This is a genomic window from Pseudomonas sp. MPC6 (assembly GCF_006094435.1).
In the GTDB taxonomy this organism is placed as follows: Bacteria; Pseudomonadota; Gammaproteobacteria; order Pseudomonadales; family Pseudomonadaceae; genus Aquipseudomonas.
Map to the genome: position 1 here is coordinate 5,795,017 of NZ_CP034783.1, position 23,213 is coordinate 5,818,229.

General features: G+C 58.1%; 24 protein-coding genes and 1 pseudogene. 11 read left to right on the top strand and 14 right to left on the bottom strand.

The features are described 5' to 3' along the window. Positions 1–66: 66 nt before the first annotated feature. Positions 67–570: an adenylate kinase gene (locus ELQ88_RS28910; protein ID WP_138969036.1), complete on the top strand. Its 504-nt coding sequence runs from the start codon at positions 67–69 to the stop codon at positions 568–570. Positions 571–790: 220 nt separating this feature from the next. Here ELQ88_RS28910 and msrA read toward each other — a convergent pair whose 3' ends face one another. From msrA to msrB, 3 genes and pseudogenes are all read right to left on the bottom strand, one after another. After that, entirely contained in the window at positions 791–1,498 is a 708-nt protein-coding gene (msrA, locus tag ELQ88_RS28915) for a peptide-methionine (S)-S-oxide reductase MsrA (RefSeq protein WP_138969037.1), read from the bottom strand. A 31-nt stretch (positions 1,499–1,529) separates the two neighbouring features. After that, a pseudogene (locus tag ELQ88_RS34225) lies at positions 1,530–1,646 on the bottom strand (hypothetical protein); the annotation flags it as partial. 35 nt (positions 1,647–1,681) lie between these two features. After that, positions 1,682–2,200, bottom strand: a complete 519-nt coding sequence (gene msrB, locus ELQ88_RS28920) for a peptide-methionine (R)-S-oxide reductase MsrB (RefSeq protein ID WP_138969038.1) — start codon at positions 2,198–2,200, stop codon at positions 1,682–1,684. Between the two features lie 151 nt (positions 2,201–2,351). Here msrB and ELQ88_RS28925 point away from each other — a divergent pair, with 151 nt between their 5' ends. The 5 genes from ELQ88_RS28925 (at position 2,352) to ELQ88_RS28945 (ending at position 7,811) form a co-directional block, all read left to right on the top strand. After that, complete coding sequence (locus ELQ88_RS28925; RefSeq protein ID WP_128870504.1) at positions 2,352–3,062, top strand: response regulator transcription factor; 711 nt, start codon at positions 2,352–2,354, stop codon at positions 3,060–3,062. 5 nt (positions 3,063–3,067) lie between these two features. After that, positions 3,068–4,588 carry a HAMP domain-containing sensor histidine kinase gene (locus ELQ88_RS28930; protein ID WP_138969039.1) on the top strand — a complete coding sequence of 507 codons (1,521 nt, stop codon included), beginning with the start codon at positions 3,068–3,070 and terminating at the stop codon, positions 4,586–4,588. Between the two features lie 154 nt (positions 4,589–4,742). Further along, positions 4,743–5,243 (top strand): hypothetical protein, encoded by a 501-nt coding sequence (locus ELQ88_RS28935; RefSeq protein WP_128870502.1) that lies wholly within the window; start codon positions 4,743–4,745, stop codon positions 5,241–5,243. 198 nt (positions 5,244–5,441) lie between these two features. After that, positions 5,442–6,146, top strand: coding sequence for a hypothetical protein (locus tag ELQ88_RS28940; RefSeq protein ID WP_128870501.1), 705 nt, complete (start codon positions 5,442–5,444; stop codon positions 6,144–6,146). 234 nt (positions 6,147–6,380) lie between these two features. Next, entirely contained in the window at positions 6,381–7,811 is a 1,431-nt protein-coding gene (locus ELQ88_RS28945) for a PLP-dependent aminotransferase family protein (protein WP_138969040.1), read from the top strand. 108 nt (positions 7,812–7,919) lie between these two features. Here ELQ88_RS28945 and ELQ88_RS28950 read toward each other — a convergent pair whose 3' ends face one another. From ELQ88_RS28950 to ELQ88_RS28995, 10 genes are all read right to left on the bottom strand, one after another. Next, complete coding sequence (locus ELQ88_RS28950) at positions 7,920–8,720, bottom strand: N-acyl homoserine lactonase family protein (protein ID WP_138969041.1); 801 nt, start codon at positions 8,718–8,720, stop codon at positions 7,920–7,922. A gap of 14 nt (positions 8,721–8,734) precedes the next feature. After that, on the bottom strand, positions 8,735–9,694 hold the full coding sequence (locus ELQ88_RS28955; RefSeq protein ID WP_138969042.1) for a diiron oxygenase: 960 nt from the start codon (positions 9,692–9,694) through the stop codon (positions 8,735–8,737). Positions 9,695–9,761: 67 nt separating this feature from the next. After that, a complete protein-coding gene (locus ELQ88_RS28960) occupies positions 9,762–10,520 on the bottom strand; it encodes a TauD/TfdA family dioxygenase (protein WP_128870497.1) in 759 nt (252 codons plus the stop codon). A gap of 21 nt (positions 10,521–10,541) precedes the next feature. Beyond that, positions 10,542–11,414: a branched-chain amino acid aminotransferase gene (locus tag ELQ88_RS28965; protein WP_128870496.1), complete on the bottom strand. Its 873-nt coding sequence runs from the start codon at positions 11,412–11,414 to the stop codon at positions 10,542–10,544. Positions 11,415–11,438: 24 nt separating this feature from the next. Next, complete coding sequence (locus tag ELQ88_RS28970) at positions 11,439–12,779, bottom strand: lysine 2,3-aminomutase (RefSeq protein ID WP_138969043.1); 1,341 nt, start codon at positions 12,777–12,779, stop codon at positions 11,439–11,441. A gap of 42 nt (positions 12,780–12,821) precedes the next feature. Next, a complete protein-coding gene (yfcF, locus tag ELQ88_RS28975; protein ID WP_138969044.1) occupies positions 12,822–13,469 on the bottom strand; it encodes a glutathione transferase in 648 nt (215 codons plus the stop codon). Between the two features lie 227 nt (positions 13,470–13,696). Next, a complete protein-coding gene (locus tag ELQ88_RS28980) occupies positions 13,697–14,158 on the bottom strand; it encodes a cupin domain-containing protein (protein ID WP_138969045.1) in 462 nt (153 codons plus the stop codon). A gap of 84 nt (positions 14,159–14,242) precedes the next feature. Beyond that, complete coding sequence (locus ELQ88_RS28985) at positions 14,243–14,737, bottom strand: RidA family protein (protein WP_128869961.1); 495 nt, start codon at positions 14,735–14,737, stop codon at positions 14,243–14,245. 47 nt (positions 14,738–14,784) lie between these two features. Further along, positions 14,785–16,065, bottom strand: coding sequence for a biotin carboxylase (locus ELQ88_RS28990; protein WP_128869962.1), 1,281 nt, complete (start codon positions 16,063–16,065; stop codon positions 14,785–14,787). 43 nt (positions 16,066–16,108) lie between these two features. Next, the gene (locus ELQ88_RS28995) at positions 16,109–17,209 is read right to left on the bottom strand and encodes a hypothetical protein (RefSeq protein WP_138969046.1); all 1,101 of its coding nucleotides are present in this window, start codon (positions 17,207–17,209) and stop codon (positions 16,109–16,111) included. Between the two features lie 149 nt (positions 17,210–17,358). Here ELQ88_RS28995 and ELQ88_RS29000 point away from each other — a divergent pair, with 149 nt between their 5' ends. Then, positions 17,359–18,768 carry a PLP-dependent aminotransferase family protein gene (locus ELQ88_RS29000; RefSeq protein WP_128869964.1) on the top strand — a complete coding sequence of 470 codons (1,410 nt, stop codon included), beginning with the start codon at positions 17,359–17,361 and terminating at the stop codon, positions 18,766–18,768. Positions 18,769–18,784: 16 nt separating this feature from the next. Here the strand turns inward: ELQ88_RS29000 and ELQ88_RS29005 are convergent, their stop codons facing one another. Next, positions 18,785–19,552, bottom strand: coding sequence for a helix-turn-helix transcriptional regulator (locus ELQ88_RS29005; RefSeq protein ID WP_128869965.1), 768 nt, complete (start codon positions 19,550–19,552; stop codon positions 18,785–18,787). A gap of 112 nt (positions 19,553–19,664) precedes the next feature. On the opposite strand from ELQ88_RS29005, the gene ELQ88_RS29010 reads away from it, so the two are divergent. From ELQ88_RS29010 to ELQ88_RS29025, 4 genes are all read left to right on the top strand, one after another. Then, a complete protein-coding gene (locus tag ELQ88_RS29010; RefSeq protein ID WP_128869966.1) occupies positions 19,665–20,480 on the top strand; it encodes a sulfite exporter TauE/SafE family protein in 816 nt (271 codons plus the stop codon). 142 nt (positions 20,481–20,622) lie between these two features. Further along, positions 20,623–21,780: an acyl-CoA dehydrogenase family protein gene (locus tag ELQ88_RS29015; RefSeq protein ID WP_138969047.1), complete on the top strand. Its 1,158-nt coding sequence runs from the start codon at positions 20,623–20,625 to the stop codon at positions 21,778–21,780. Between the two features lies 1 nt (position 21,781). Further along, a complete protein-coding gene (locus tag ELQ88_RS29020) occupies positions 21,782–22,933 on the top strand; it encodes an aminoacyl--tRNA ligase-related protein (RefSeq protein WP_138969048.1) in 1,152 nt (383 codons plus the stop codon). Between the two features lie 27 nt (positions 22,934–22,960). Then, positions 22,961–23,212 carry an acyl carrier protein gene (locus tag ELQ88_RS29025; RefSeq protein WP_138969049.1) on the top strand — a complete coding sequence of 84 codons (252 nt, stop codon included), beginning with the start codon at positions 22,961–22,963 and terminating at the stop codon, positions 23,210–23,212. Position 23,213 lies beyond the last annotated feature (1 nt).

Sequence of the window (23,213 nt, forward strand, 5' to 3'; positions counted from 1 at the left end):
CCGCCCGGCGCCGGCTCGCTCCCTGCGCTGAGAATGGCCCTGCAGATCATTTGATCGGTGCCGCTTATGGATTTCACCAGAACCCTGATCATTGGCAACTCCGGTTCCGGCAAAAGCTGGCTGGCCGAGCGATTGGCCAGCCATCTGCTAGTGCCGTGGATTGATCTGGATTCGATTCACTGGCTATCCGACGAACACAGTATCGCGCGTCCCCGCGGCGAGGCATTGGCGATGGCGCGGATTGCGGCCAGTCAAGAGTGCTGGGTGATCGAGGGCGTTTACGGCTGGATGGTAAGCGAGCTTATACACCGGGCCACGGCGCTGATCTGGCTGTGTATTAGAGATGAAGAATGCGTCGCCAATATTCGCCAGCGAGAAGCCGGGCGCGATGATAATGATGAGTTGTTGATTGCCTTGCTGGACTGGGCCGGCAGTTATCGGACGCGTGATGACTCCAGTGGATATGCCGCGCATAAGCGATTGTTCAAGGGATTTACCAGCGCGAAACTTCAACTGATGGACCGCACTGAGGCGTTGGCTTTCGCGAGTAGGATGCGACGAACCCACTGATATCACCGGCATAACCCTTTCACGGCCGAAGCTGAATGGCCGTTGTTCCCCACCTGCACCAATATCCGGCGCTTAAATCGGAACGGGATTACATCGTTCCCGGAAACGTCTTTTAGAACGCGGCCCCATACTGCGCGCCTATCGGAATGCGGAGAAGACGATGCGAACCCCTAGTCGAGCCCAACACGTCTTGAACCCTGGGTGCCATGCCTCTGTCGACTCATGGCCCTGCCTTCACCAACACCGGTTTTTCCTGATACCGATCCGGATACAGCCGCTTCAACTGCGCCACCTTCGGCAAGTCGTTGATCACGATGTAGGGATAGGTCGGGTGTTCGGTCAGAAAGTCCTGATGCTCCTCCTCTGCCGGGTAGAAACCGTTGTACTTTTCCAGCTTGGTCGCAATGGGCTTGTTGAACGAACGGGCGGTGTCGAGCTGGGCGATGTAGGCCTGAGCCACGCGCTGCTGTTCGCTGCTTTGCGGGAAAATCGCCGATCGGTACTGGGTTCCGGTGTCCGGCCCCTGACGATTGAGTTCGGTCGGATCATGGGCCACGGAGAAATAGATTTGCAGCAAGGTGCCATAACTGACCTGAGTCGGATCGAAGGTCACTTCGACAGACTCCGCATGGCCGGTATCACCCTCGCTGACCCGCTCATATCGAGCCGTGTCGGCTGTCCCGCCAGCGTAACCGGAGACGGCCTGCTTCACGCCTTTGACATGCTGGAACACCCCCTGGACGCCCCAGAAGCAGCCGCCGGCAAGGACCACGGTTTCGCTACGGGCCTGGGTCGTTTCATCGAGGGTCGGAGGTGGAATGAGCACGGCTTGTTCAGCGGCACCGAAAGAGAATGCCGCGCATTGACCGATGACGCCAGCGGCGGCCAGCCCCAACAGGGCGCGACGCCAGGTGAACAGGGTTTTCATGAGGCGGACTCCTGGGTGAATGTAAGGGCGATCAACCGAAGGTAAAGGCATAGGCCGAGACACCCGGATCGAGAAACTCGATGCTGAAGGTCCGGTCCTTGACGCTGCCGGTCTGGCGCACCAGTTGGTACAGGCGTTGCCCGGTCACATAACGTCAACCTGCATAACAAGTGAGAGAAAGGATCAAGCCACCTGTGGCTTGAAGGTCAGCGCCAGACCGTTCATGCAATAACGCAGGCCGGTGGGCTTGGGCCCGTCATCGAAGACATGCCCCAGGTGACCGCCGCAACGCCGGCAGTGCACCTCTTCGCGCACAACGCCGAAGGAGCGGTCCTGACGGGTGGCCACGGCTTTGTCCAGCGGCGCCCAGAAGCTCGGCCAGCCGGTGCGGCTGTCAAACTTCGTTTCGGAGGAAAACAGCGGCAGATCGCAGCCGGCGCAAGCAAAAATGCCGTCACGGTGCTCGTTGTTCAGCGGGCTGCTGTAGGCCCGTTCGGTGCCTTCTTCACGCAGGATTTCGTACTGCCCGTCGCTGAGCATGGCGCGCCACTCGCTGTCGCTGTGGCTCACCTCGAAAACCTCCGCCGCGCTGACGTCACTGACCAGGGCAGAGCTTGCGGCAAATTTTGGCAATACACCGACCACCAGGGCTGCAGCCCCCAGCCCGCCGCACGTTCCAAGAAACTGCCGCCGTGAAAACATGATCTTCTCCGATAAATCCAGGTACCTGACATGGAACACAGCGTAGGCTTGGTTTGATCGCCAAACCCTCACGGAGAGTTAAATAATTCGTGATAACTCCAGCCGAGAAAAACCCGCACAATGCGCTCATCGCGCCGAAGGATTGAGCTTGATGGAACCCGCCAAACGCATCCTCGTGGTCGAGGACGACCTGCCTATCGCCGACCTTATCTGCCTGCATCTGCGCGATGAGCAGTTCGAGGTGGTGCACTGCGCCAACGGCGACGAAGGCATGCGCCTGCTGCAGCAAGGAGGCTGGGACGCACTGATCCTCGACCTGATGCTGCCCGGTGTCGACGGCCTGGAAATCTGCCGCCGCGCCCGCGCCATGGCCCGTTACACACCGATCATCATCACCAGTGCACGCTCCAGCGAGGTCCACCGGATTCTCGGGCTCGAACTCGGCGCAGACGACTACCTGGCCAAACCCTTTTCCATGCTGGAGCTGGTCGCCCGGGTCAAGGCACTGCTGCGACGGGTCGACGCCATGGCCCGCAACCTGAAAATGGACGCCGGCAGCCTGATCGTGGACGGCCTTTCCATCGACCCGATTACCCGCGAGGTGTCCCTTGACGGTCGGCGCCTCGACCTCACGCCCCGGGAGTTCGACCTGTTGTATTTTTTCGCCCGCCAGCCCGGCAAGGTGTTCTCGCGCATGGACCTGCTCAACGCCGTATGGGGTTACAGCCACGAAGGCTACGAGCACACGGTCAACACGCACATCAACCGCCTGCGGGCGAAAATCGAGGCCGATCCGGCACAACCGACACGAATCCTCACGGTATGGGGTCGTGGCTACAAGTTCGCGGCGAAGGAGTCATAGCGCTCATGAGGCTAACGCTGACGCAACGCCTGTCCCTGGTCTTCGCCGTGCTGTTGCTGGTGTGCTGCGGTACCTCGGCGTGGATGCAGGTGCGCTCCAGCCAGATGCATGAACTGGAGGTGGTGCAAGGGCTGTCGCGCAATCTGGCGCAGCATATTGCCCAGGACACGGTACTGATGGATGCCAATGGCCTGATGCCCGATGCCGTGCGCGAGTTGTTCAGCAAGCTGATGCAAGTCAACCCCAGCGTCGAGGTCTATCTGCTGGACACCGAAGGCGCGCTTGTCGGCAGCGCGGCACCCGAGGGGCGGATACGCCGGCAGCGGGTTGACCTGGCGCCGATCCAGCGCCTGCTCCGAGGGGATGCCCTGCCGATCGTCGGCGACGACCCGCGCAGCGCCGATGGCCGCAAGGTGTTCAGCGCCGCGCCGTTGCAGGTCAACGGCAAACCGGCAGGCTACCTGTATGTCGTGTTGCTCAGCGAAGAGCGCGACCGCCTCGCCGAACGCGGCGCCACCAGCGCAGCGCTCAATACCGCCCTGGTGTCCATCGGGCTCGCCGCCCTGTTGTGCCTGATTGCCGGCCTGACGGCCTTTGCACTGATCACCCGCCCCTTGCGACGTTTGACCGAAACAGTCAGCCGGTTCGACATCGACGGCGTCCCAGTCGCGCCGGCCGTGCCCGCCCCGGTAGAAAAAGCCGCCAGCCACGATGAGATCGCGGTCCTCGACGCCGCCTTCCGGCAGATGCAGGCACGCCTCAGCGAACAATGGCGCTCGCTGACCCGCCAGGATCAGGAACGCCGCGAACTGGTGGCCAATATTTCCCACGACCTGCGCACACCATTAGCCTCGCTGCACGGTTACCTGGAAACCCTTTCATTGAAGGATGCAACGTTATCCCCCGCCGATCGCCGCCGCTACCTGGGCATCGCCCTGGATCAAAGCCGCAAGGTCGGGGGCCTGGCGCAGTCGCTATTGGAACTGGTGCGCCTGGAACACGGTTTCGTGCAACCGGTGCTGGAACGCTTCTCCCTGACCGACCTGGTGCAGGACATCTTCCAGAAATTCGAACTGACGGCCGAGGCCCGGCAAGTGCAACTCGAGGCCAGCTTTGCACCGACGGTATCCGGGGTGTTTGCCGACCTGGGGCTGATCGAGCGTGTACTGACCAACCTGTTCGACAACGCCTTGCGGCACACACCACCTGGAGGAACCATCGGCATCAGCCTCGTTGCGCAAGGCAAGTTCGTCGAAATCACCGTCCGCGACAGCGGGCCGGGCATCCCGGCAGAACTACGGGAAGGTCTGTTCCTGAGGCCGTTCAACATTGGTGGGGCACGACGTGACGGGGGACTGGGTTTGCGCATCGTGCAGCGGATCCTGCAGCTGCATGGCCGTGAGATTCGTCTGGTGGATGTGCCTGGGCAAGGTGCTACGTTTATCTTTTCGCTGCCCCGGGATGAAGAAACCGCGACCGCCTTGGCGGTGCGCTCGATGAACCTGAATACACCGGGACAGGCCTGATGAACCCTGCTCGCGAAGACGACAGACCATTCAATGCGGCGGACAAACGGGCGCAGAAATGGCTGCATCCGTGAAGGTACCGGGAAATAGTCGACTGCTTCTAGCGAAGCACGGCTATTATCCCCGCATCTTTTTTTGGCAAGGACGCTGCAAGATGTTCAACGCCCTGCAAAATACCCCGTTGTGGGTTTATGCGATCTTTGTGCTGCTCTGCTGCCTCGGCATCAAAGCCCTCTCCCCAACCCGCGAAAGCAAAACGTCGTTGTTGATCACACCACCGATTGTGCTCGGCTGGTCCCTGTATTCGCTGAACCTGTCGTTCCATCCATCGTTATCGGTAGGTTACTGGATAGTCGCCGTAATGGTGGGGTGCGCCGCCGCGCTGGTGATTTTTTCACCCAAGGGTATCTCGCTGGATGACACGGGAACCGCGTTGATCCTGCCGGGCACGATCAAAACCCTGGCGCTTTATCTGCTGTTTTTTGCGGTTAGCTACTACTTTGGCTACGAGGCCGAGGTTCACCCGCAACAATCGAAGACCCTGCCGGTCATGTTGCTCAAGGCATGTGCGTCGGGCGTTGCCAGCGGTTTGTTCTGTGGGCGTTCGATCAGGTTTTACCAGACTTTCCGCTCACTGAAGATAGCCCCCCTGTAGGAGCTGGCTTGCCAGCGAAGGAGTGTCAGCTACATTGATGTCGACTGACACTCCATCGCTGGCGAGCCAGCTCCTACACAAGGGGGTGTTTTGTCCAACACCCGTGACAACGCAGCGCAGGTCCAATAGATTAGGCGGCCTGAAAAGGCTCCGCGCTTTCTCGCCTCAATCCAAGTTAAAAGAAGTAGTGAAATTTCAATGTCCGATTCCAATACCGCTGAATCCGTAGTCACCTTGTCGTCCAAAGCGGAATACGAAAACTCCATCAATCTTTCACAGCATGTATCCCAGGCCAAGACCATCAGCGAGATGGTCCTGGACGCTTTCCAGTCCACCCGGGAAAGCGACCAGATCCGTGAGCTGCGTGCCGCGATTCGCCAGGCGCACGACCGCTTCGACGACGACACCGCCTACGAACTGATGGGTGAACTCAAGCAGCTCAAGGACGCTGAGGCCGCCGACATCGCCGCCCTGGAAGACCTGAGCGGCAAGTTCCCGATCAGCCGTATCCTGTCCAGCTTCAAGGACGATCCGGCCTTTCAGGAAATCGTCTACGGCCTGGCGCTGAAGGTGCTGAACCAGACCCATCAGGCCATCAGCAACCCGACCAGTGGCAAGAGCAAGGCTGCCCGGGCCAAGAAGGACGGCGAAGTGTTTATCATCAGCAAAGACGGGATCAGCGTCACGCTGCCGCTGCGGACTCCGCGTTCGCGTCTGAACGTAGACCGTAAAGCCCTGGAGTTCCTCGGCCTGGCCTTCGTCGGCGAAGGCGATGAAGCGGAGCTGGAAAGCGCGACGTTCCTGGACAATGCGGGGGCCGAGCAAGCGGTCAACCGTAAAAACATCATCACCGCGCTTCAGCAGCAAACCGCGTTCGAAGGCTACAGCATCACCGCCCAGTAACACCCCCTGCCGGCGGCGCTTCAGACGCCACTGAGCCAAGAGCCCCGCCCAGGAGCCCCGCCCTAGAGCGGGGCTTTTTATTGCCCGCGACTCCAGCAAAAGCACGATTACTCTCTCAGTATCGACACCAGAAAGAACACTTCCCTTAACCCTTGAACACCACGGGTCCGCCTGCGGGGAGCGTCAACTCACTTTCCAGCCCAAGACTTCAGTGGTGCGATTGCTGAGGTCATCATGCACACGCTCCCCTTGTACCGTCAGTTAGCCAACCACTACCTCGATGCGATCCGCAGCGGCACCTTGAAAACGGGGGAGCGGTTTCCCTCCATTCGGCTGATGATGGAAAAACACGCCGTCAGCCTGTCGACCGCGGTTCAGGTATGCCGGGAACTCGAGGATTGCGGCGTGCTGGAAGCCCGTCCGCGCTCCGGCAACTACATTCGCCAGCCCGTCGACTTGCCTAAACCTGGCGCCATCACCCCTCTCCCGCCCGTGGACACCGGTGTCTATATCGGCATTCACGAACAAGTGTCGTGGGTACTCAAGGCCAGCCAGCGTGCGACGATCAAGGTTAATTTGGCCACTGCCTACTGCGCGCCGGAACTCTATCCGCTGAAGACGTTGCAGGACCATATGCTCAAGGCGCTGCGCCAGGATCAGCATTTGCTCGACGCGGCAGGGCCGACCTGCGGTCATAGCGCCTTGCGCAGCATCCTTGCCCGCCGGGCGCTGACCGCCAAAGCGAACCTGAGCGCGGAGCGGATTGTCATCACCAATGGCGCGACCGAAGCGATCAACCTGGCTTTGCGCGCGGTCACCCAGCCCGGTGACACCGTGGCGGTCGAGTCGCCAACCTTCTACGGCCTGCTGCAAATTCTCGAAAGCCTGAACCTGCGGGTACTGGAAGTCCCGGCGACGGCGCATGCCGGGATCAATCTGTTGGCCCTCGACCAACTGTTGCAAGGCCCCGAAAAAATTCGGGCGCTGATTGTCATTCCCAACCTGCAAAATCCGTTGGGCAGCATCATGCCCGACGCCAATAAGGCGCGGTTGGTGCAGCTGTGTGCGCAGCACAATACGGTGCTGATCGAAGACGACACCTATGGCGACCTGGTGGATACCGAGCAGCCGTTGTCCACCCTCAAACACTGGGACCGAACCGACAATGTGATCTATTGCGCGTCGCTCAACAAAACCCTGGCACCGGGCATGCGCCTGGGTTGGATCAGTGCGGGCAAATGGCACCACCGCGTGGAAATGCTCAAGCACACCCAATCCCGCGCTTGCGAAGCGTTGTCGCAACTGGCGGTCAGTGCGTTCATGAAGACCCCGTCCTACGAACGTTACCTGCGCCGGTTAAGGAAAACCCTCACGCAACAACGCCAGCAGATGAGCGCGGGGATCAGCCGCTATTTTCCCCCGGGCACCTGCGTGACCACCCCTCAGGGCGGGACGTTGCTGTGGGTGGAATTGCCTCGCCACCACTCGTCACTGGCGCTGTTCCATGAAGGGCTGAAGGCGGGTATCCAGATTTCACCTGGGGATATCTTTTCCAATACCAAGCGGTTTGACCACTTTGTGCGCATTGGTTGCGGCGCGCCGTATTCACCGAAGATAGACGAAGCCCTGGCGACGCTCGGTCAACTGCTGAAAAACCAGGGCTGACCCATACCCTGTAGGAGCTGGCTTGCCAGCGAAGGCGTCCTTCCAGCGAACACTTTATTGACTGACACACCGCATTCGCTGGCAAGCCAGCTCCTACAGGGGGAGTCGTCAAGCTGGGCGTTGGTGCAGGCAGATAATGTGCGGATCGTCATTCCAGTGCGGGAAACGTTCGGCGATCAGCGGGTCGTGGCCGGGAATGACGTGGTCTTCGCTGTCGGCCAGACGATCGATTTCGATGAAAGCCTCAAGGGTTTGCGCCAGATCATCCAGAATCGGAAAAGGGCTACGCTCACGGATGTTGGCCCACAAATGCGCAGCATCCGAAGCCAGTACAATCCACCCACGCTCAGTGTTCACCCGCACCACCTGGCTACCCGGCGTATGCCCGCCCACCGGGTGCAAGGTCACTCCGGGCATCACCTCGACCGTGCCGTTATGCAAGCGCATCCGTCCTTCAAACAACGGCGGCAACGCCGACATCACATCATCGACCTCGTAGGTTTTATTCACCGTGCGATGGGTCATTTTCGGTCCGGTGCAGAAGCGCAATTCCGCTTCCTGCAGATGCACGGAGGCCTTCGGAAACAGCCCGAGGTTACCGGCGTGGTCCCAGTGCAAATGGGTGAGGATCAGGTTGTCCACGTGCGCCGGATCAATGTCCAACTGGCGCAGGGATTCTTCCGGCAGGCGGTACATCTGACGGTTGCGCCGATCCGCCGTGGCCGGTTGAAAACAGGTGTCGACCACGATCACCTGCTGCGCGTTGCGGATGACCCAGAAGTAGTAATCCAGCGGCATGGACGCATCGGGATCACCGCAGCACGCATCGTAGAGAAAATTCTCCCGGGCGGTGCGCTGGGCATTGGCGCCGACTCGGATGGCGAACACTTCGTACACAGGAATGGACATATTCACCTCCTGATTCAGGCCGCTGCCGTGGCGTTGAGGGTCGGACGAAAGTCGAAATCGATCTCGTCGCTGATGCCCAGGTCCTGGGCCAGTCGATGCAGGCCGCTGTAGTCACGCATGATCGTGGCGTTCTTGTTGCTCTCCCGGGTGTCGGCAATGATCAGCGCGGCGTCCTCGACCCCGAGCTGCGTCAGAATCGCCTCCCACATCGAGTAGTCCTGAGCGATGAAGGCACTCAGCGCCACCGACAAGGTGCGTGCGAAAAATGCCCGCTGGGGCGGTTGCATGTTGGCGTACATGACCTTCGCCACTTCGGCGAGAATCTTGCTGTGGGCATACTCGTCGCGATTATGCAGCTCGGCCACCCGACGGTTTTGCGGCTGAATGCTCTGATCGTCGGCCAGCAGATCCAGATAGGCGTTGACGCTGATCTCGGCCACCACCGCAAACGTGATCGCCGCCAGATCCCGCTGCCATTGCTCGGGCAATTCTTCACGCAGGGCAAGCAGGCGCAGGTAGGTGACCGACGGTGGCAAGTCCAGATCCTGATCGAGTGCGCGTTCCTCCCTGGTGCGCTCAATGGCCCGCAGGTGCATGAGCGTGTGGTAGTGCTCGTCGATGAGGGTCTGCTGCATCGCCTCGCGAAAATGCCAGTCGTTCTTGCCCAGGTACTGATTGGCGATGACGCTCAGCGCCGGGTTCACCACATGTTCTTCGGCGGTCACCGTGCGCAGGTTGTAGCCGATCCAGCCCCAGGTCACCACGGTGCTCTTGAGCTCGTCGCTCAGGGCCTGGAATTTCGGGTGATGGAAAAACGGCACCATGGACTCCGGATAATCCGGGCGTGCCGGGTCGAACGCTTCGCGGGGCTCGGCCTTGCCCGGTGCACACACCGAGGCTCTTTTGGTCCAGGACTGATTGAGCCGCACGATCAGTTGGTGATCGACCTTGGCGATCTCGATTGCTGTTTGCATGACGCGATACCTGTAGGACGCGTACCCATCAAGGGGTACGCCAAAGGAATAATGGGCGACGGATGAATCAGGCCAGCCAATAGCGGGTCAGGTGGCGCGCCGGGTCAGTGTATCGACTGCGGGCGTGGATCATTCGCCAGTTGTCCCAAATCAGCATGCACCCGTCGGGAATCAGCACCGGGGTGTTGTGCTGCACGAAATACGCTTCGCCCAGCACTGCAAACCTGGCCAGCGGCGAGTCGCTGTTGGCAACCTGGGAATGGCGTAGATCTTCCCTGGAAGGGTTCACATCGCCGTAGTGAAACTGGTTGTAGCTGAAGCGGAAAATATCTCCTTCCTCGGTCGGCGTCAGGATGTATTCCTTGACCCGGCATTGCGCCGCTTCGCCGGGTTTGGCGGTGGCAACAAACTCCACCGCCGTGTCGTCGATCCATTCGCGCAGCTCGGGTTCGGTGCGCCCGAGAAACGCCAGGAATTCATAACCGTCCACGAGCCCCGTATGCCCGCCACCGCACGTGGCCTGTTGATGACAATGCAATGCCAGGTAGCGCGGCGGCGGTGCATAGACCGGCGCTTCGGTGTGTGGGCCGATGCCGTTCATGCTCTGGGAATACGGCAAGTCTTCGTACCCCGGCTTGCGGGTGATGGCGAAAGCGGTCTGGCCATTGAATTGCGGAATGACCGGGCCGAACTCATGCAGCGTGCCGAGCACATCGTAGGCGAATTCGCCCGGTGTCAGCACCGTCCAGCCGCGCGCCGACAACTCCCCATGGCGGTGGCCCAGTGAAACGTAAGGTGCAGACGCAACAATCCCTTGATCTGACATGGTGAAGTTCCTGGCTGTTTATCAGGCGTTGACGGTTGAGGTGTAAGCGGCAATGAATTCGCGGCAGGCGCGGCCCGGTCGATAACGCTGCTGATCGATGCTCTGCACCGGGGTGATTTGTGCAGCGGTACCGGTAAGAAAACATTCGTCGAAGTCGCCAAGCTCCGTAGGAACAATGGTGCGTTCGAGCACCTGGTAATCCAGGGTCCTGGCCAGTTCGATAACGGTCTGGCGGGTGATGCCGTTGAGGAAGCAGTCCGGCAGCGGAGTGTGCAATATCCGGTCTTTGACGAAGAACACATTGGCGCTGGTGGCTTCGGCGACGTGGCCCCGCCAGTCGAGCATCAGGGCATCGTGATAACCGTGGTTTTCCGCGTCGTGCTTGCTCAGTGTGGCAATCTGGTAGTGCCCGGACGCCTTGGCTTCGAAGGGGCTGCAACTCGGCGGCGGACGACGCCACTCGGCGGTCTTCAAACGAATGCCGGCCATGTGCCCTGCCGGGTCGAAATAGCTTGGCCACTGCCAGCAGGCAATCGCCACGTGCACGCGATTGAAGCGCGCCGAGGTGGCAATCATTTCACTGCCGCGCCACGCCACCGGGCGCAGATAACCCTCGACTACGCTGTTGCGCTTTAACAGTTCATGGCTGGCCGCTTCCAGCTCGGCCAGTTCATGGGGAATGGCAAAATCCATCAATTGCGCCGAGCGATACAGGCGCTCGGTGTGTTCACGCAGTTTGAAAATCTTGCCGTTGTAGACGCGTTCTCCTTCATACACGGTGCTGGCGTAATGCAGACCATGGGTCAGTACATGCAGCCGCGCCTGGGACCACTCGACGAACTCGCCGTCGAGCCAGATAAACCCTTCTCGCTGATCAAACGGGATACCGCTCATATCCATATCTCCTAAAGAATCGTCCTACGCTGTCTCGAGCAGGACCGGTATCAATTCGGTCACTGCCACAGGCTCGGGCTGAAAGAAGAACAAGCGCTCGCCAAACGCCGGCCTCAATTCGTCGAACCAGGTCGCCTGCGGATCGAAGCGCGCATGGAAGGTGCGCAACACCCATTGCGGATTGCGGGCCTGGAGGAACTGCAGCACGAAGACCTTTTCCCCGGCCACGGTCTCGATGCCGTTGATCAACACCTTGCCGTAGAAGGTGCTCATGGACGGCCCGCGCACCGTGCGTGCCAGCCCGGACACCGTGCGATAGGCCGCCTGGAAAATCTCGAACGCCCGCGCCAGCGGCATCGCGAAGTAATGGCTGGGCCCGGTATCGCGCTCGACGAACATGTAATAAGGCACGGCCCCGAGCCGCACGCCTTCGGTCCAGAGCGCCGCCCAATCCGCAGGGTTCTCATTGATGTGCCGGATCACCGGCGCCTGCATGCGCAGGGTGGCCCCGGTGGAGCGAATGCGTTCGATGGCCTGGCGGGCGATGTCCTGACGGATTTCCACCGGGTGGTTGTAATGCCCCATGATCGACAGGTTTTTCCCCGCCGCGACGATCCGACTGAACAGCTCGAGCAGCTCGGGCGCATCCTTGTCGCTGACAAAGCGCTGCGGCCAATAAGCCACGGACTTGGTGCCGATGCGGATGTTTTTCAGGTCGGTCAATGCCAGCAACGGCTCGATGTAACCGGCCAGCGAACGGGTGTTCATGATCATCGGATCGCCCCCGGTGATCAGCACATCGGTGACCTCGGGGTGCACCCGCAAGTAGCTCACCAGCTCCTGGGATTCACGGGCATTGAACTTGAGCTCTTCCTCGCCGATGAACTGCGCCCAGCGGAAACAGAAGGTGCAGTAGGCGTGACAGGTCTGGCCGGCCCCGGGAAAAAACAGCACGGTCTCGCGGTACTTGTGCTGAATGCCCGGCAGGACTTTGCCGTCGAGGGTCGCGCCGTTGTGTGTCAACTGCCCGGCCGGATGAGGGTTCATGCGCTGCCAGATCGCTTCGATCCTGCGCTTGATGGCGCCGGCATCATCCCGTTCGATCAGCTGCTTGAGCGAGGCATACTCGTCCGCCAGCAGCATGTCTTTGTGAGGAAAGGTCATGCGAAAAATCGGATCGTCCGGGATGTTGTTCCAGTCGATCAGCGTCCCCAGCACGTATTCATTGGTGCGAAACGGCATGACCCTGGCGACGACGGTCATTGCTTCCTGCAACGCTGGGGTCAGTTTGTGCCAATACGGCGTGTCGCGAATGGTGCGTGAGTTATAGGGTTTGTATCTTTCCTGCTCCGACAGTCCCTGCATGGCAGCGCTCCTGATGATTGCCTGGCGGTGGCCCTGGATATTTCAGAGTGCGATGGCCGGCGCTGCGCGCTCCATGTCCATCCACGCCCGCACGCTGTCGCGATCCCACTGGCGGCGCACATAGGCCGCGAGTCGCGCAGGCACCTGATCGCCATTGGCGAGCAGGCGGTTGAGCATGATTGCCAGGTCGGTGTCGGCAATGCTCCAGTCGCCGAACAGGTGCTCGGCGCCTTCCTCCAGCAACCGGTCAGCCACGAAGAACAATCTGCCGACAGCGGCCAGCGCCTCGTCGGACAGCGGGTTATCTTTTTTACCGAAGTAGATGAGGTCCGCCGGGCGTTCCCTGCGAATCACCAGCAGATCGCTGCGCAGCCAGGCCTGGAGTTGACGAGCGCGGGCGCGCTGCTTGATGTCTCGCGGGAAGAGTGTGTGATGCCCTGGTGCAACTTCTTCCAGGTATTCGGCAATGGCCGAAGATTCCGACAGGGCAAAACCTTCGTGAACCAAGGTGGGAATCTTGCAGGTCAGCGATACATCACGATAACTCGCTTGATAGTTATCACGCGCCTTTAAATCCAGCGTGACAAGTTCAAACGAAAGTTGTTTTTCTTTTAGCGCCACAAATGCCGACATTGCAAAAGCACTGACAAAATCTGCGCCGATACACAATGTAAAACTGGTACTTTCCATAGAACGCTCCCTTGCATTAACCGTATTAATCCGTTGCCTTGGAAGCGATCCTAGTTAGTTGATCGGGCGCTGAACAGATACAGAAATTATCTGTTTGCATCGATACAGACAGTGAAAAAAGCAGCTCGCCAGGAGGGTTAAGGTGGTGGGTCGCAGAAACGAAAAAGGGAGTCAGCGAACGCGGACTCCCTGGTGTGCAGCGGGGGGAAATAACGGCGGGCGGGTGATCAGGCCATGGCTGAACTGGAGAGCAGCTCCATTTGCGGCATGTTGCTCAAATTCAGCATGGCCAGCGGTTCGGTGGTGCTGGTGTTGACGAAGCCGTGCCGGGTCCAGGCCGGCACCAGCAACACGTCGCCCGGGCTGACGCTGACTTCATCGGCATCGCCCAAGGTCAACGCGCCGCTGCCGGACTGAATGATGAACAGATGCCACCAGGCATGTACGTGGCCGTTCAGCGCCGTGCCGGGTTTCAACCATTGCATGGACACCGCCATGCCTGGCGTCAACTTGCAACCTTCGATAGTTTTTTCATGGGCCAGCGCGACAATATCGACTTCGCTGGTCTCGAGACGCTGGCGAACCTCTGCAAGTTCACCCGCCGTCCATACCCGAGCACCGAGCGGCGGCTGATGCAAACTCTGGCGAAAGTCTTTATATGAAAAAAACGCACCTTGAACGTTATTCATCCGTGAGTTCCAACTTGTTGGGTCAACTTGAATGGCCGAACCTTAGGCCAACCATTCAACGCTGTAAAGCCGCATGACCCACTTTTATAAAACAGAGGGTCTCAGCGCTGCGATCATGTCAACTTCTACCGCGGCATTTTTGGGCAGTTGATAAACACCCACGGTCGTTCGAGTATGTTTACCCGCCTCCCCCAGGACATGGCTGAATACATCCGACGCACCGTTGGCCACTTCGCTCAGGTCGACAAAATCCGCGGTGGATTTCACATAGACCGTGATCCGTATCAGCGACTTGATTTTATCCAGCGAACCAATGGCATCGACGATCAGCGCCAGCCCGCGCATCGCGCTGATACTGGCGGCCGATTGCGCATCCGTCAGGCTGAGCTCCAGCCCGACTCTGCCGGGATACTGCATTTCTCCGTGCATGCGCGGCACCAGGCCACTGACGTACAGCTCGTCATGATGCCGAACCAGCGGAGCATAATGCCCACCGGCGGTGTTCTCGCCATAGATGTCGTAGCCGAGTTCTTTTGCCAGGGCGATGAAACGTTCATCACAGCTCATGTGCTCAATCATTTACCAACCCTCATGCTCAATAATACGAACAACATCGTGCCGACGGCTCAGCCCACTGCTCTCGACGGCGCTGCCAGGCAGGTGACCTCGACGCGTGACTCGATCGCTTCTGCCAGACGCAGCAGATTCGCACTGAGCTGCCCGTAGTCCTCGCTGAACAACACGATGTGGCCGATGAAGGAGGTGTTGTCTTTCACCAATGCCGTCACCGAATCCGTGAGGCGCTTGGCGTACACCGCTTCCACCAGCTTGATATCGAGTTCCCGGGCCAGCGACTCGATGTCCGGCACGTAGCGCAACAGACCGCCGGCCGGGGCGCGGAGCAGACGAATACCGCAAAAGCCCCGCGCGACGGGGTCGTGATGGTCGGTCTTGCCCTCCACCGCCCATCGAACCCAGCGCTCCCAGGGATCGAAGTCGACAAAGGCCAGGCGGGCCAGGTCCCAGATGTGCATGCCGCCAGGGCGCATGTTGGTTTCCACCGCCGAGGTCAGGCCGTCGCTGCGCAGGAAAATTTCGTTGTGGTAAGCGCCGTTGTCCAGCGAAACCAGGCCGGACATATGCTGGCCGGCTGCTGCCAGGCGCGCCTGCACCTCAGTCGTCAAGGGTGCGGGCACCACTTGCTGGATTTCCGCGCGATAGGCACCTTCGGTGGTAGTTTTCTCGGTCACCCAGGTGCTGCCGGCCACGTAATCCCAGCTGTATTCCCGGGCGTTCTGGATCAGTTCTTCGAGGACGATGCCGCCTTCGCGGTAGGGCTTGAGCGCCAGCCACGCCTCATCGCATTCGGACGGATGACGGATGACCCGGCAGCCTCTGCTCGCGCCTTCGCAAGCAGGCTTGATGAAGGCCCTGCCGCCGAGTTCGACGACCCGCTGGCGCAACTCGCCCAGGCTTTCGATCCGGGCGGAAAACACCGCTCGGTAATGATCTGGCGACGTGCGCGCCGTCGCTTCCAGTTGGCGAAAAATCTGTTTATCCAGCCCCGCCCGCGCCGCGCCGGGGGTGATGCCGGGCAAGCCGTAATAGGTCGCCAGCGCCGCGCCCAGCAGCACGCCACGATCGGAAAAGGGCAGCACCCCGATCAACTTCCAGCGGTCTGCCGCCAGGCAACCCGCCACCAGTTCGAGCGAGTCCGCCACATCGTCCGGCGCCAGGGAGGTGCAACACACGTGATCCGCCACCTGATCGTCATCTGGCTGAATCTGCTCGACCAGCAAAATCAACCGGGCGTTATAGCGCTTTCGGCAAAGGTCGCGCAGCTTCTGGATATCGTGAACCCGATTGCCGTTGTACCCGACCACTACCACGCAAGACGTCGTATTCATGAAGCACCCGACCTGTGAAGAAAAAAACGCAAAACGCGATCACTCAGTCCTGCAGCGACGCGTTGGATTTACGGTTGAGCCAGTACCAGGCCAGCATCCCGCCCGCGCCGATGGCGGCCAGCATCAGGGCGTTGTACGGCGCCGGCACGACCCGCATGATCAGCACCGTCAGCCCGGCGCCGACGCCCAGGGATACTTCCTTGACGAACATGTTGTTCTGCTTGACCGAGAAGTAATCGAGGTAGCTGAACGCACATTCGGCGACGGACAGCAGCGCCACCCAGATCAACGCGCCAACCAGGGTCTCGACGTGGAAGGCGGCCGGCGACGAGAGCACCGCAAAGCCGCCGATGATAATCCCGATCACCGCGATCACCTTGAAGCGCCCGGTGCGCTCGATCAGCTTCATCACCGGCACCTGGGCGAACACCACCACTGCGCTGTTGAGGATCAGCATCAGGCCATACCAGGCCGGCAACTCACCGGTCTCGAGCAGGATCGCCTGGGGCAGGATCGAGAACACGCCGAACAGCTTGATCCCCATGATGATCCCGGCGATCACCCACGGCAGTTTGTTGCGCCAGCCACTGCCATGGTGGGCAGCCGGGCTGGCCGCCACCGTTTGGGTGGTGAAGGTGGCGCCCATGGCGATCGGCAGGCACAGCAGGACGAAACTCGCGGCGCCAAGGAAAAACATGGTCGGGGTCAGCAGCGGCGACAGCAGGATCAGCCCCGCCACCAGGCTGCCCATGTTCATGGCGACCCGGTTGTAGGCTGCTCCTTCCTTGGTCTGGGCCGCTTCGCTCTTGATCAGGTAACCGGCGATGGCGATGCCATAGGCAAACAACGCCGCGGCGAACATCACCATGCCCTGGTTGCTGGTCACCGCCAACAGCACCAGCCCGAGGGCGGCGCACAACAGCGTGACGCTCAGGGAGCGCCGGCCGAGCACCAGCAACGTCAGGGGCAGGAGCAACAACAAGGCCCGGTAACCGAGGGCGAGAATGCTGTTGGTGGCAGTGTCGAGCCACACGTTGGCCTTGCCCAGCACGGCAAACAGCGACACCGCGGTGATGATCCTGATCGTGAACAGGCGGATGTTGTTCACCGGTTTGGCGACGGCGACCGTTGTTTGAACACTCATGCAACACCTCTGGAACCAGCGATCGCCAAGGCCAAAAGGCACCGACAATCCGGAAAGTCTGTAAGGTGATGGTAGAGACGAAGGCTTGTTCTGATCAGGGCAAGTTCGTATAGAATCAAACGAACTTTACTGTCGGAGAGACCAGTAAAATGCAGGTTCAACGCGCAGTCATCGCCGCCATCGAATTCCAGCCCGGCGCGCCGCTGGTGCAGCAGATCGTCGATCAGCTGACCGCTGCGATCAGCCAGGGCGGCCTGCCCCACGGCTCCAGACTGCCGCCGATTCGCGAACTCTCCGATTTGATGAACGTCGGCAAGTCCACGGTGGTCGATGCCCTGGACCGCCTGCGGGCCAAGGGACTGGTGGTGTCACGCCAGGGTTCAGGGCATTTCGTGCACCGTTCCAGCCTGCCGATCCAGGCCGATGCCGGCCCCGACCTGCAACCTCAAGACACCCTCAGCGTGGTTCGCCGCGCGGTGCTGCTGGACAATGGCGCGCTGCGCCCCGGCGCCGGTTTCCTGCCGTCCTCGTGGCTGCCGGCCGACGAGTTGCTTAAAGCCGTGCGCGGCACCCTGCGCGCAACCTCCCTGCGCATGGGCGAATACGGCGTTGCCGGCGGTTACCTGCCACTGCGCGAGGCGTTGCGGGTGAAGCTGTCGACCCACGGCATCGAAGTGCCGGTAGACCAGATCATCACCACGGCCAACACTGTGCAAGCCATCGACATGCTGATGCGCCTGCTGGTCAAACCCGGCGATACAGTGCTGCTCGACGACCCCTGTTACTTCACCATGCACGCCAACCTGGCCTTGCACGGAGCCAAGGTCATCACCATCCCCCGGGATTGTGACGGCATGGACCTGGAGGCCTTCGAGCAATTGCTGATCGCCCATCGTCCCGTGCTCTACATGACCAACAACGCCCTGCATAACCCGACCGGGCACTCGTTCTCTCCGGCACAGGTTTATCGCTTGCTGGAGTTGAGCCACCGTTACGGTTTCCACATCCTCGAAGACGATTTGTATTGCGACATGCAGCAACGCATGACGCCACGCCTGGCCGCGGGCGGGCTGGACAACGTCAGTTACGTGTCTGGCTTCTCCAAGACCCTGACGGCCAACAGTCGGGTCAGCTATGCGGTGCTTTCGCCCCAACTGGCCGCACGGATGATCACCCTGAAAATGACCTGCGGTGGCATGACGTCGGAATTGGCGGAACAGATTATCTGCACGATGCTCAGCGATGGCAGTTATGCCAAACACACCCGGCGCACCGTGGACCGGCTCTACGAGTCGAGCAGTCGGGTGACGCGCTGGCTGCTGGAGGCCGGTTGCTCGGTGTCATCGCTGCCCCATGAAGGGTTGTTCATCTGGACGCGATTGCCCGAAGGGCATCATGCCGAAACCCTGGCGAGGAAAGGCCTGGAGATCGATCTGGTGCTGGCGCCCGGCACGTTGCTCAGTAAGGCGCCGGATGCGAGCCACTACCTGCGCTTCAACGTCGCTCACAGCGATAACACCCAGGTGCGCGAGCGGTTCTTGCGATTGCTCGACAGCTGACACCCCCCTGTCGAGGCTAGAAATTGTCCAGATAGGCTGTTGGGGCTTGCCCCAATATCCTACGAAACATTGTTGAAAACGCAGCAGGGCTTTCATACCCAAAATCAAGGGCTATCCGTGTAATGGATGCTCCGGCGGACAACCTTGCCAATGCAAGGACAACGCAGGCACGCTGACGCCACTGACCGAAGCTCATCGTAGTCTGCTCGCGGAACAGACGGCTGAACGAGCGCTCACTCATATATAGGTCACGCGCCCAGTCTTGGGGCGATTGATGAATGTCGGGCATCTGAAGAAATGCCTGGCACCGGGACAATAAACGCGGATCAATCGGCAGCGGGATATGAAAAGGTAATTCTGTGGCCCGGGCCAATTCATGTAGCAAAAGACTCATCAACGCGCCATCCCGGCCCTGTTCTTCATATTCAAGCGGTACGTCTACGGACTCCATCAGCAACTGGCGCATCAACGGAGAGACGCTGATGACTTGGCAGTCGGTTCTGGTTGAAGGAATGGAAGCGGGCTCAATATAGAGGCTTCTGGTACTCACCCCAAAGTACAGCACCTCATGCGCAACCTGCGGCGGGATCCACACTGCACGCTGGGGTGGAACGATCCAGTTGCCACCCTTTGTCACGACCTTCATTACCCCTTTGGCGCCATAGAGGAGCTGTGCGCGCCGATGGGTATGGCTGGGATGCAAAAATCCATCGGGATAGTCGGATCCGATGGCAACAACGGAGCGAGGGGTAGCATCCAGCACGTGGATCGGAATGTTTCGCATGGGATGTCTTATCGGAAAGTGGCTGAAACTCAAACATAGTTGGCTCAAATGCTCAAGCCGCTCGCAATCGAGTGACCTATCTTACGCCGCGATTCTTATTGGATTAAGCGTAATGAGCTATATTTTGCTGGGTTTTTTTGGTTGTTTTGCAGGCGTCACCACCGTTTTATTCGGATTTGGGGGCGGTTTTGTAATAGTGCCTGTCCTCTATCGGGTTTTGTTAGCCATGCATGGTGCCGATGACATCATCGCCCAGTCAGCAATGCATATTGCTGTGGCTACCTCTACCTGCGTCATGATTGTAAATGCATCCATTAGTACAAGAAAACATGCGCGTTCCGGCACTCTATTAATGCCTTATCTGTGGCCTCTTGCCGGCTACATTGGTCTCGGGGCAATTGCCGGAGCTATTACCGCGCAGCTGTTCAATAGCGAAATGTTACGCATGGCGTTCGTAGTATATTTAGCGATCACTATTGTTGATTGTCTGTTCCGCCGTGGCTTCATTGAGCAAATAGCAAACAACCAACCCAAAGAGCTGAGCAAACTCGCCACGATACCGGGCGGCATGGGCATTGGAGCCATTGCAACTGTCCTCGGGGTCGGCGGCAGTGTCATGACGGTTCCCTTGCTTCGGCGCTGCGGCTTGAGCATGACTCAGGCCACCTCAATGGCCAATCCTCTTAGTCTACCGGTAGCGCTGGCAGGAACAGTGACATACGTACTGGTAGCGGAAGTTGGAGGTTACGACTTTGGAGCCGGATACCTCGGTTATGTCGATCTTCTCGCGTTTGGTATATTAACGCTGGGGGCTGTGTTTGGCATCCGGCTGGCGACCCCATTGATCGGGAAGACGCCGGATCGCATTCACGCGATTGTGTATATAAGTCTCCTCGTGCTTGTCCTGTTGAGCATGGTATTTAAGTAATGTAATTCCACGCTCCGAACATTTAACGTCGTGCACAGCACTTGCTCGCAAAATTCACGTGCGCGACAAACACGAAACATCAAATTTTCGATGGACTTCCAAGTCTGGGGATCCATGCACATCATTGAAAAAGGCATAGAGCATGAGCCGCATCAGACCTCAGATTTCACATCTGCTGGATCAACTACAACAGTTGAACATCGTCCTCCTTCCTATTGAAGAACGGATTGAAAAACTGGTCGAACTAAAAATCCATTCGCTCCCGGTTATTTTTCACAATATGACGGCAGAAGAGTACATGGCTGTGATTGCGAATCTGGCGCAATTGGATGCATCGTCTGCCCTGAGCCTGTCCATGCATCTTTATACGTTATGGGGCATCGCCACACGCCAGGGAGAAACGTTCTCCAGCGTCCTCGACGATGTATCAACTCATGGTCATTTGATGGGCTCGTTAAACGAGCCGGGGTTGTATTTTTTGAAACCTGGTCAGTTGAACATAGAAACGTACCCCATCAGGGCCAGAAAAGTCGAAGGCGGGTATCGAGTAACGGGGTTAAAGAATTTTGTATCGCTGGAGCCTTTTGTTTCTTACCTGCCAGTGTACTGCATGGTCGAAAACTACTCGGGGAACGACCTTGGTGTCATTGCGTTGATGTTAAGCAAAAATGGCGAGGGCGTTTCAGTTGTTGAGGACTGGAACAGCGTTGCCATGCAGGATACTCACAGCAACAGTGTGAAATTTGATAACGCATTTTGTCCTGATGCGTTTGTAATCTGTGACGAAAACACCCCTATATCTACGCTGGCCATCCAAGGCTACCTGTTCCGTTTTAACGTGTGCTGCGTGTATCTCGGCATCTCGCGTCAAGTACTCGACTTGGCAATCAATACCGCCAGCACAAAACGCCCACCCAACGGAAGCAATGTCCTGGCGAAGTACCCCGGCGTGCAGTTTTCAATTGCTGAAATGCTGATTTCAATGGAAGTCATGGAGTCGCAGATGCGCTCCTTCTGCTCCGTGCTGGATGATTTCCTGGCCAGCAAGGAGGATCTAGATTTAAACGTCAACAGAATCAGTCTCATTGCCAAGGAAGTCATCGCCCGCGAGTCAGAGTTGTTAGTTTCAAGCGCCATGAAAATAACCGGAATCAACAGCCTGTCAAATGAAAATCCGTTATCGAGTATCTTCAAGGATATAAAAGCTGCGCAATTTCATCCACCACAACGCGATGTAACGTATGAAATTCTGGCCAAAGAAAAACTCGGCGTAATATCTTACAAACAACGGTGGATGTAAAATGAATATGTTTGCAAAGCAGATTCCAAGCAGCGACTTGAACCAAATAAAAGCGGCACTACCCGCCAAAATAATGAACGGGCGACTGAGTGAGTTGCTGGAGCGCATTCCGTACATCAGCGAATCGGTGAAAAGTGTTAAATACCTCGAACGTGAGCACGCCACACTAATCGATATTGACACTCAAGATTTGGCAGAACGGGACAAGATCAACGTTGATCTGGACGAACTCATCGACGCTTTGCTGGTGTCGAAAATATCTGCTCAAAAAACATTAAAAGTCCATGCGCGCCCGAATGGCGAATCCAAGACCAAATACCCTGACAACTCCGCAGACTATTACGATGGAAATGATGTACGCCTGATGGAGGCCATAGACAGGTTACTGCTTGAAGTAGCGGTTCGTCACGGTGCCCAGGTGCGGGAATATCCATCGATTTATACAGCTGACATAATGGAAAGAAATGGCTACCATAAAAACTTCCCGCAGAATGTTTATGGTGTCACGCAAATACCCCATAACTACACCCTGATTAAAGAAATTCGCGAATCCCAGTCATCGACCATTCCTGCTAATTTATTTCAGAATCATGGCGCCTTCTTACAGCCATGTGTTTGCTACCACTGTTACGCAGAAACCCAGCAAACCGTGCAATCGGAAATCATGTTTACGTTGAAGGGGCGATGCTTTCGACATGAGATTCAGTGGCGACTCAACACCTTCCGTCGCAACGAATTCACCATGCGTGAAATAGTGTTCATGGGCAGCCAAGCGTACGTGGAAAGCAAGCGACTGGGCATCATGGATGAAATCTGGGACCTTTTTTGCTCGCTTGGTCTTTATGGTCAGGTCGTGACCGCTCGCGATCCCTTTTTTCATTATGACGACATGAAAACCAAAGGCGCGGTGCAATTAATGGCGGACGCAAAGTACGAACTGGAATTCATTTCTGCCAACGGCAACGCGAGTTCCATAGCGTCGTTCAACAATTGCCAGGATACGTTATGTGAAAAGTTTGAAGTCACCAATGATGAAAAAAACTTTTTGCATTCTGGCTGTGTAGCTTTCGGAATTGATCGATGGCGTGCAGCTTTGCATGAACAGTATGGTCCTGATAATCGTAACTGGCCTGAAAAACTAAAAAATGCGTAACGGAATCTAAAAAAGGAACATTGTGCTATGGACTTGATTCAAGAAACCGTATTTCGGGTGATCGGGAACGTTATAGGTTCTGCGCTGGCGGTCGATATGGATTCATCCCTATCCGAAATGCGGGTCAACTCTATAAAAATCATCCAAATCATTGCCATGCTGGAGAACGAACTCAACTTCGAACTCGACGAGGAGGATTTGATCATGAGCAATTTTACTACACCTCGGCAAACAATCAACTTGCTTCGCGAAAAATACGGCTCGGTAGAATTAGCATGAC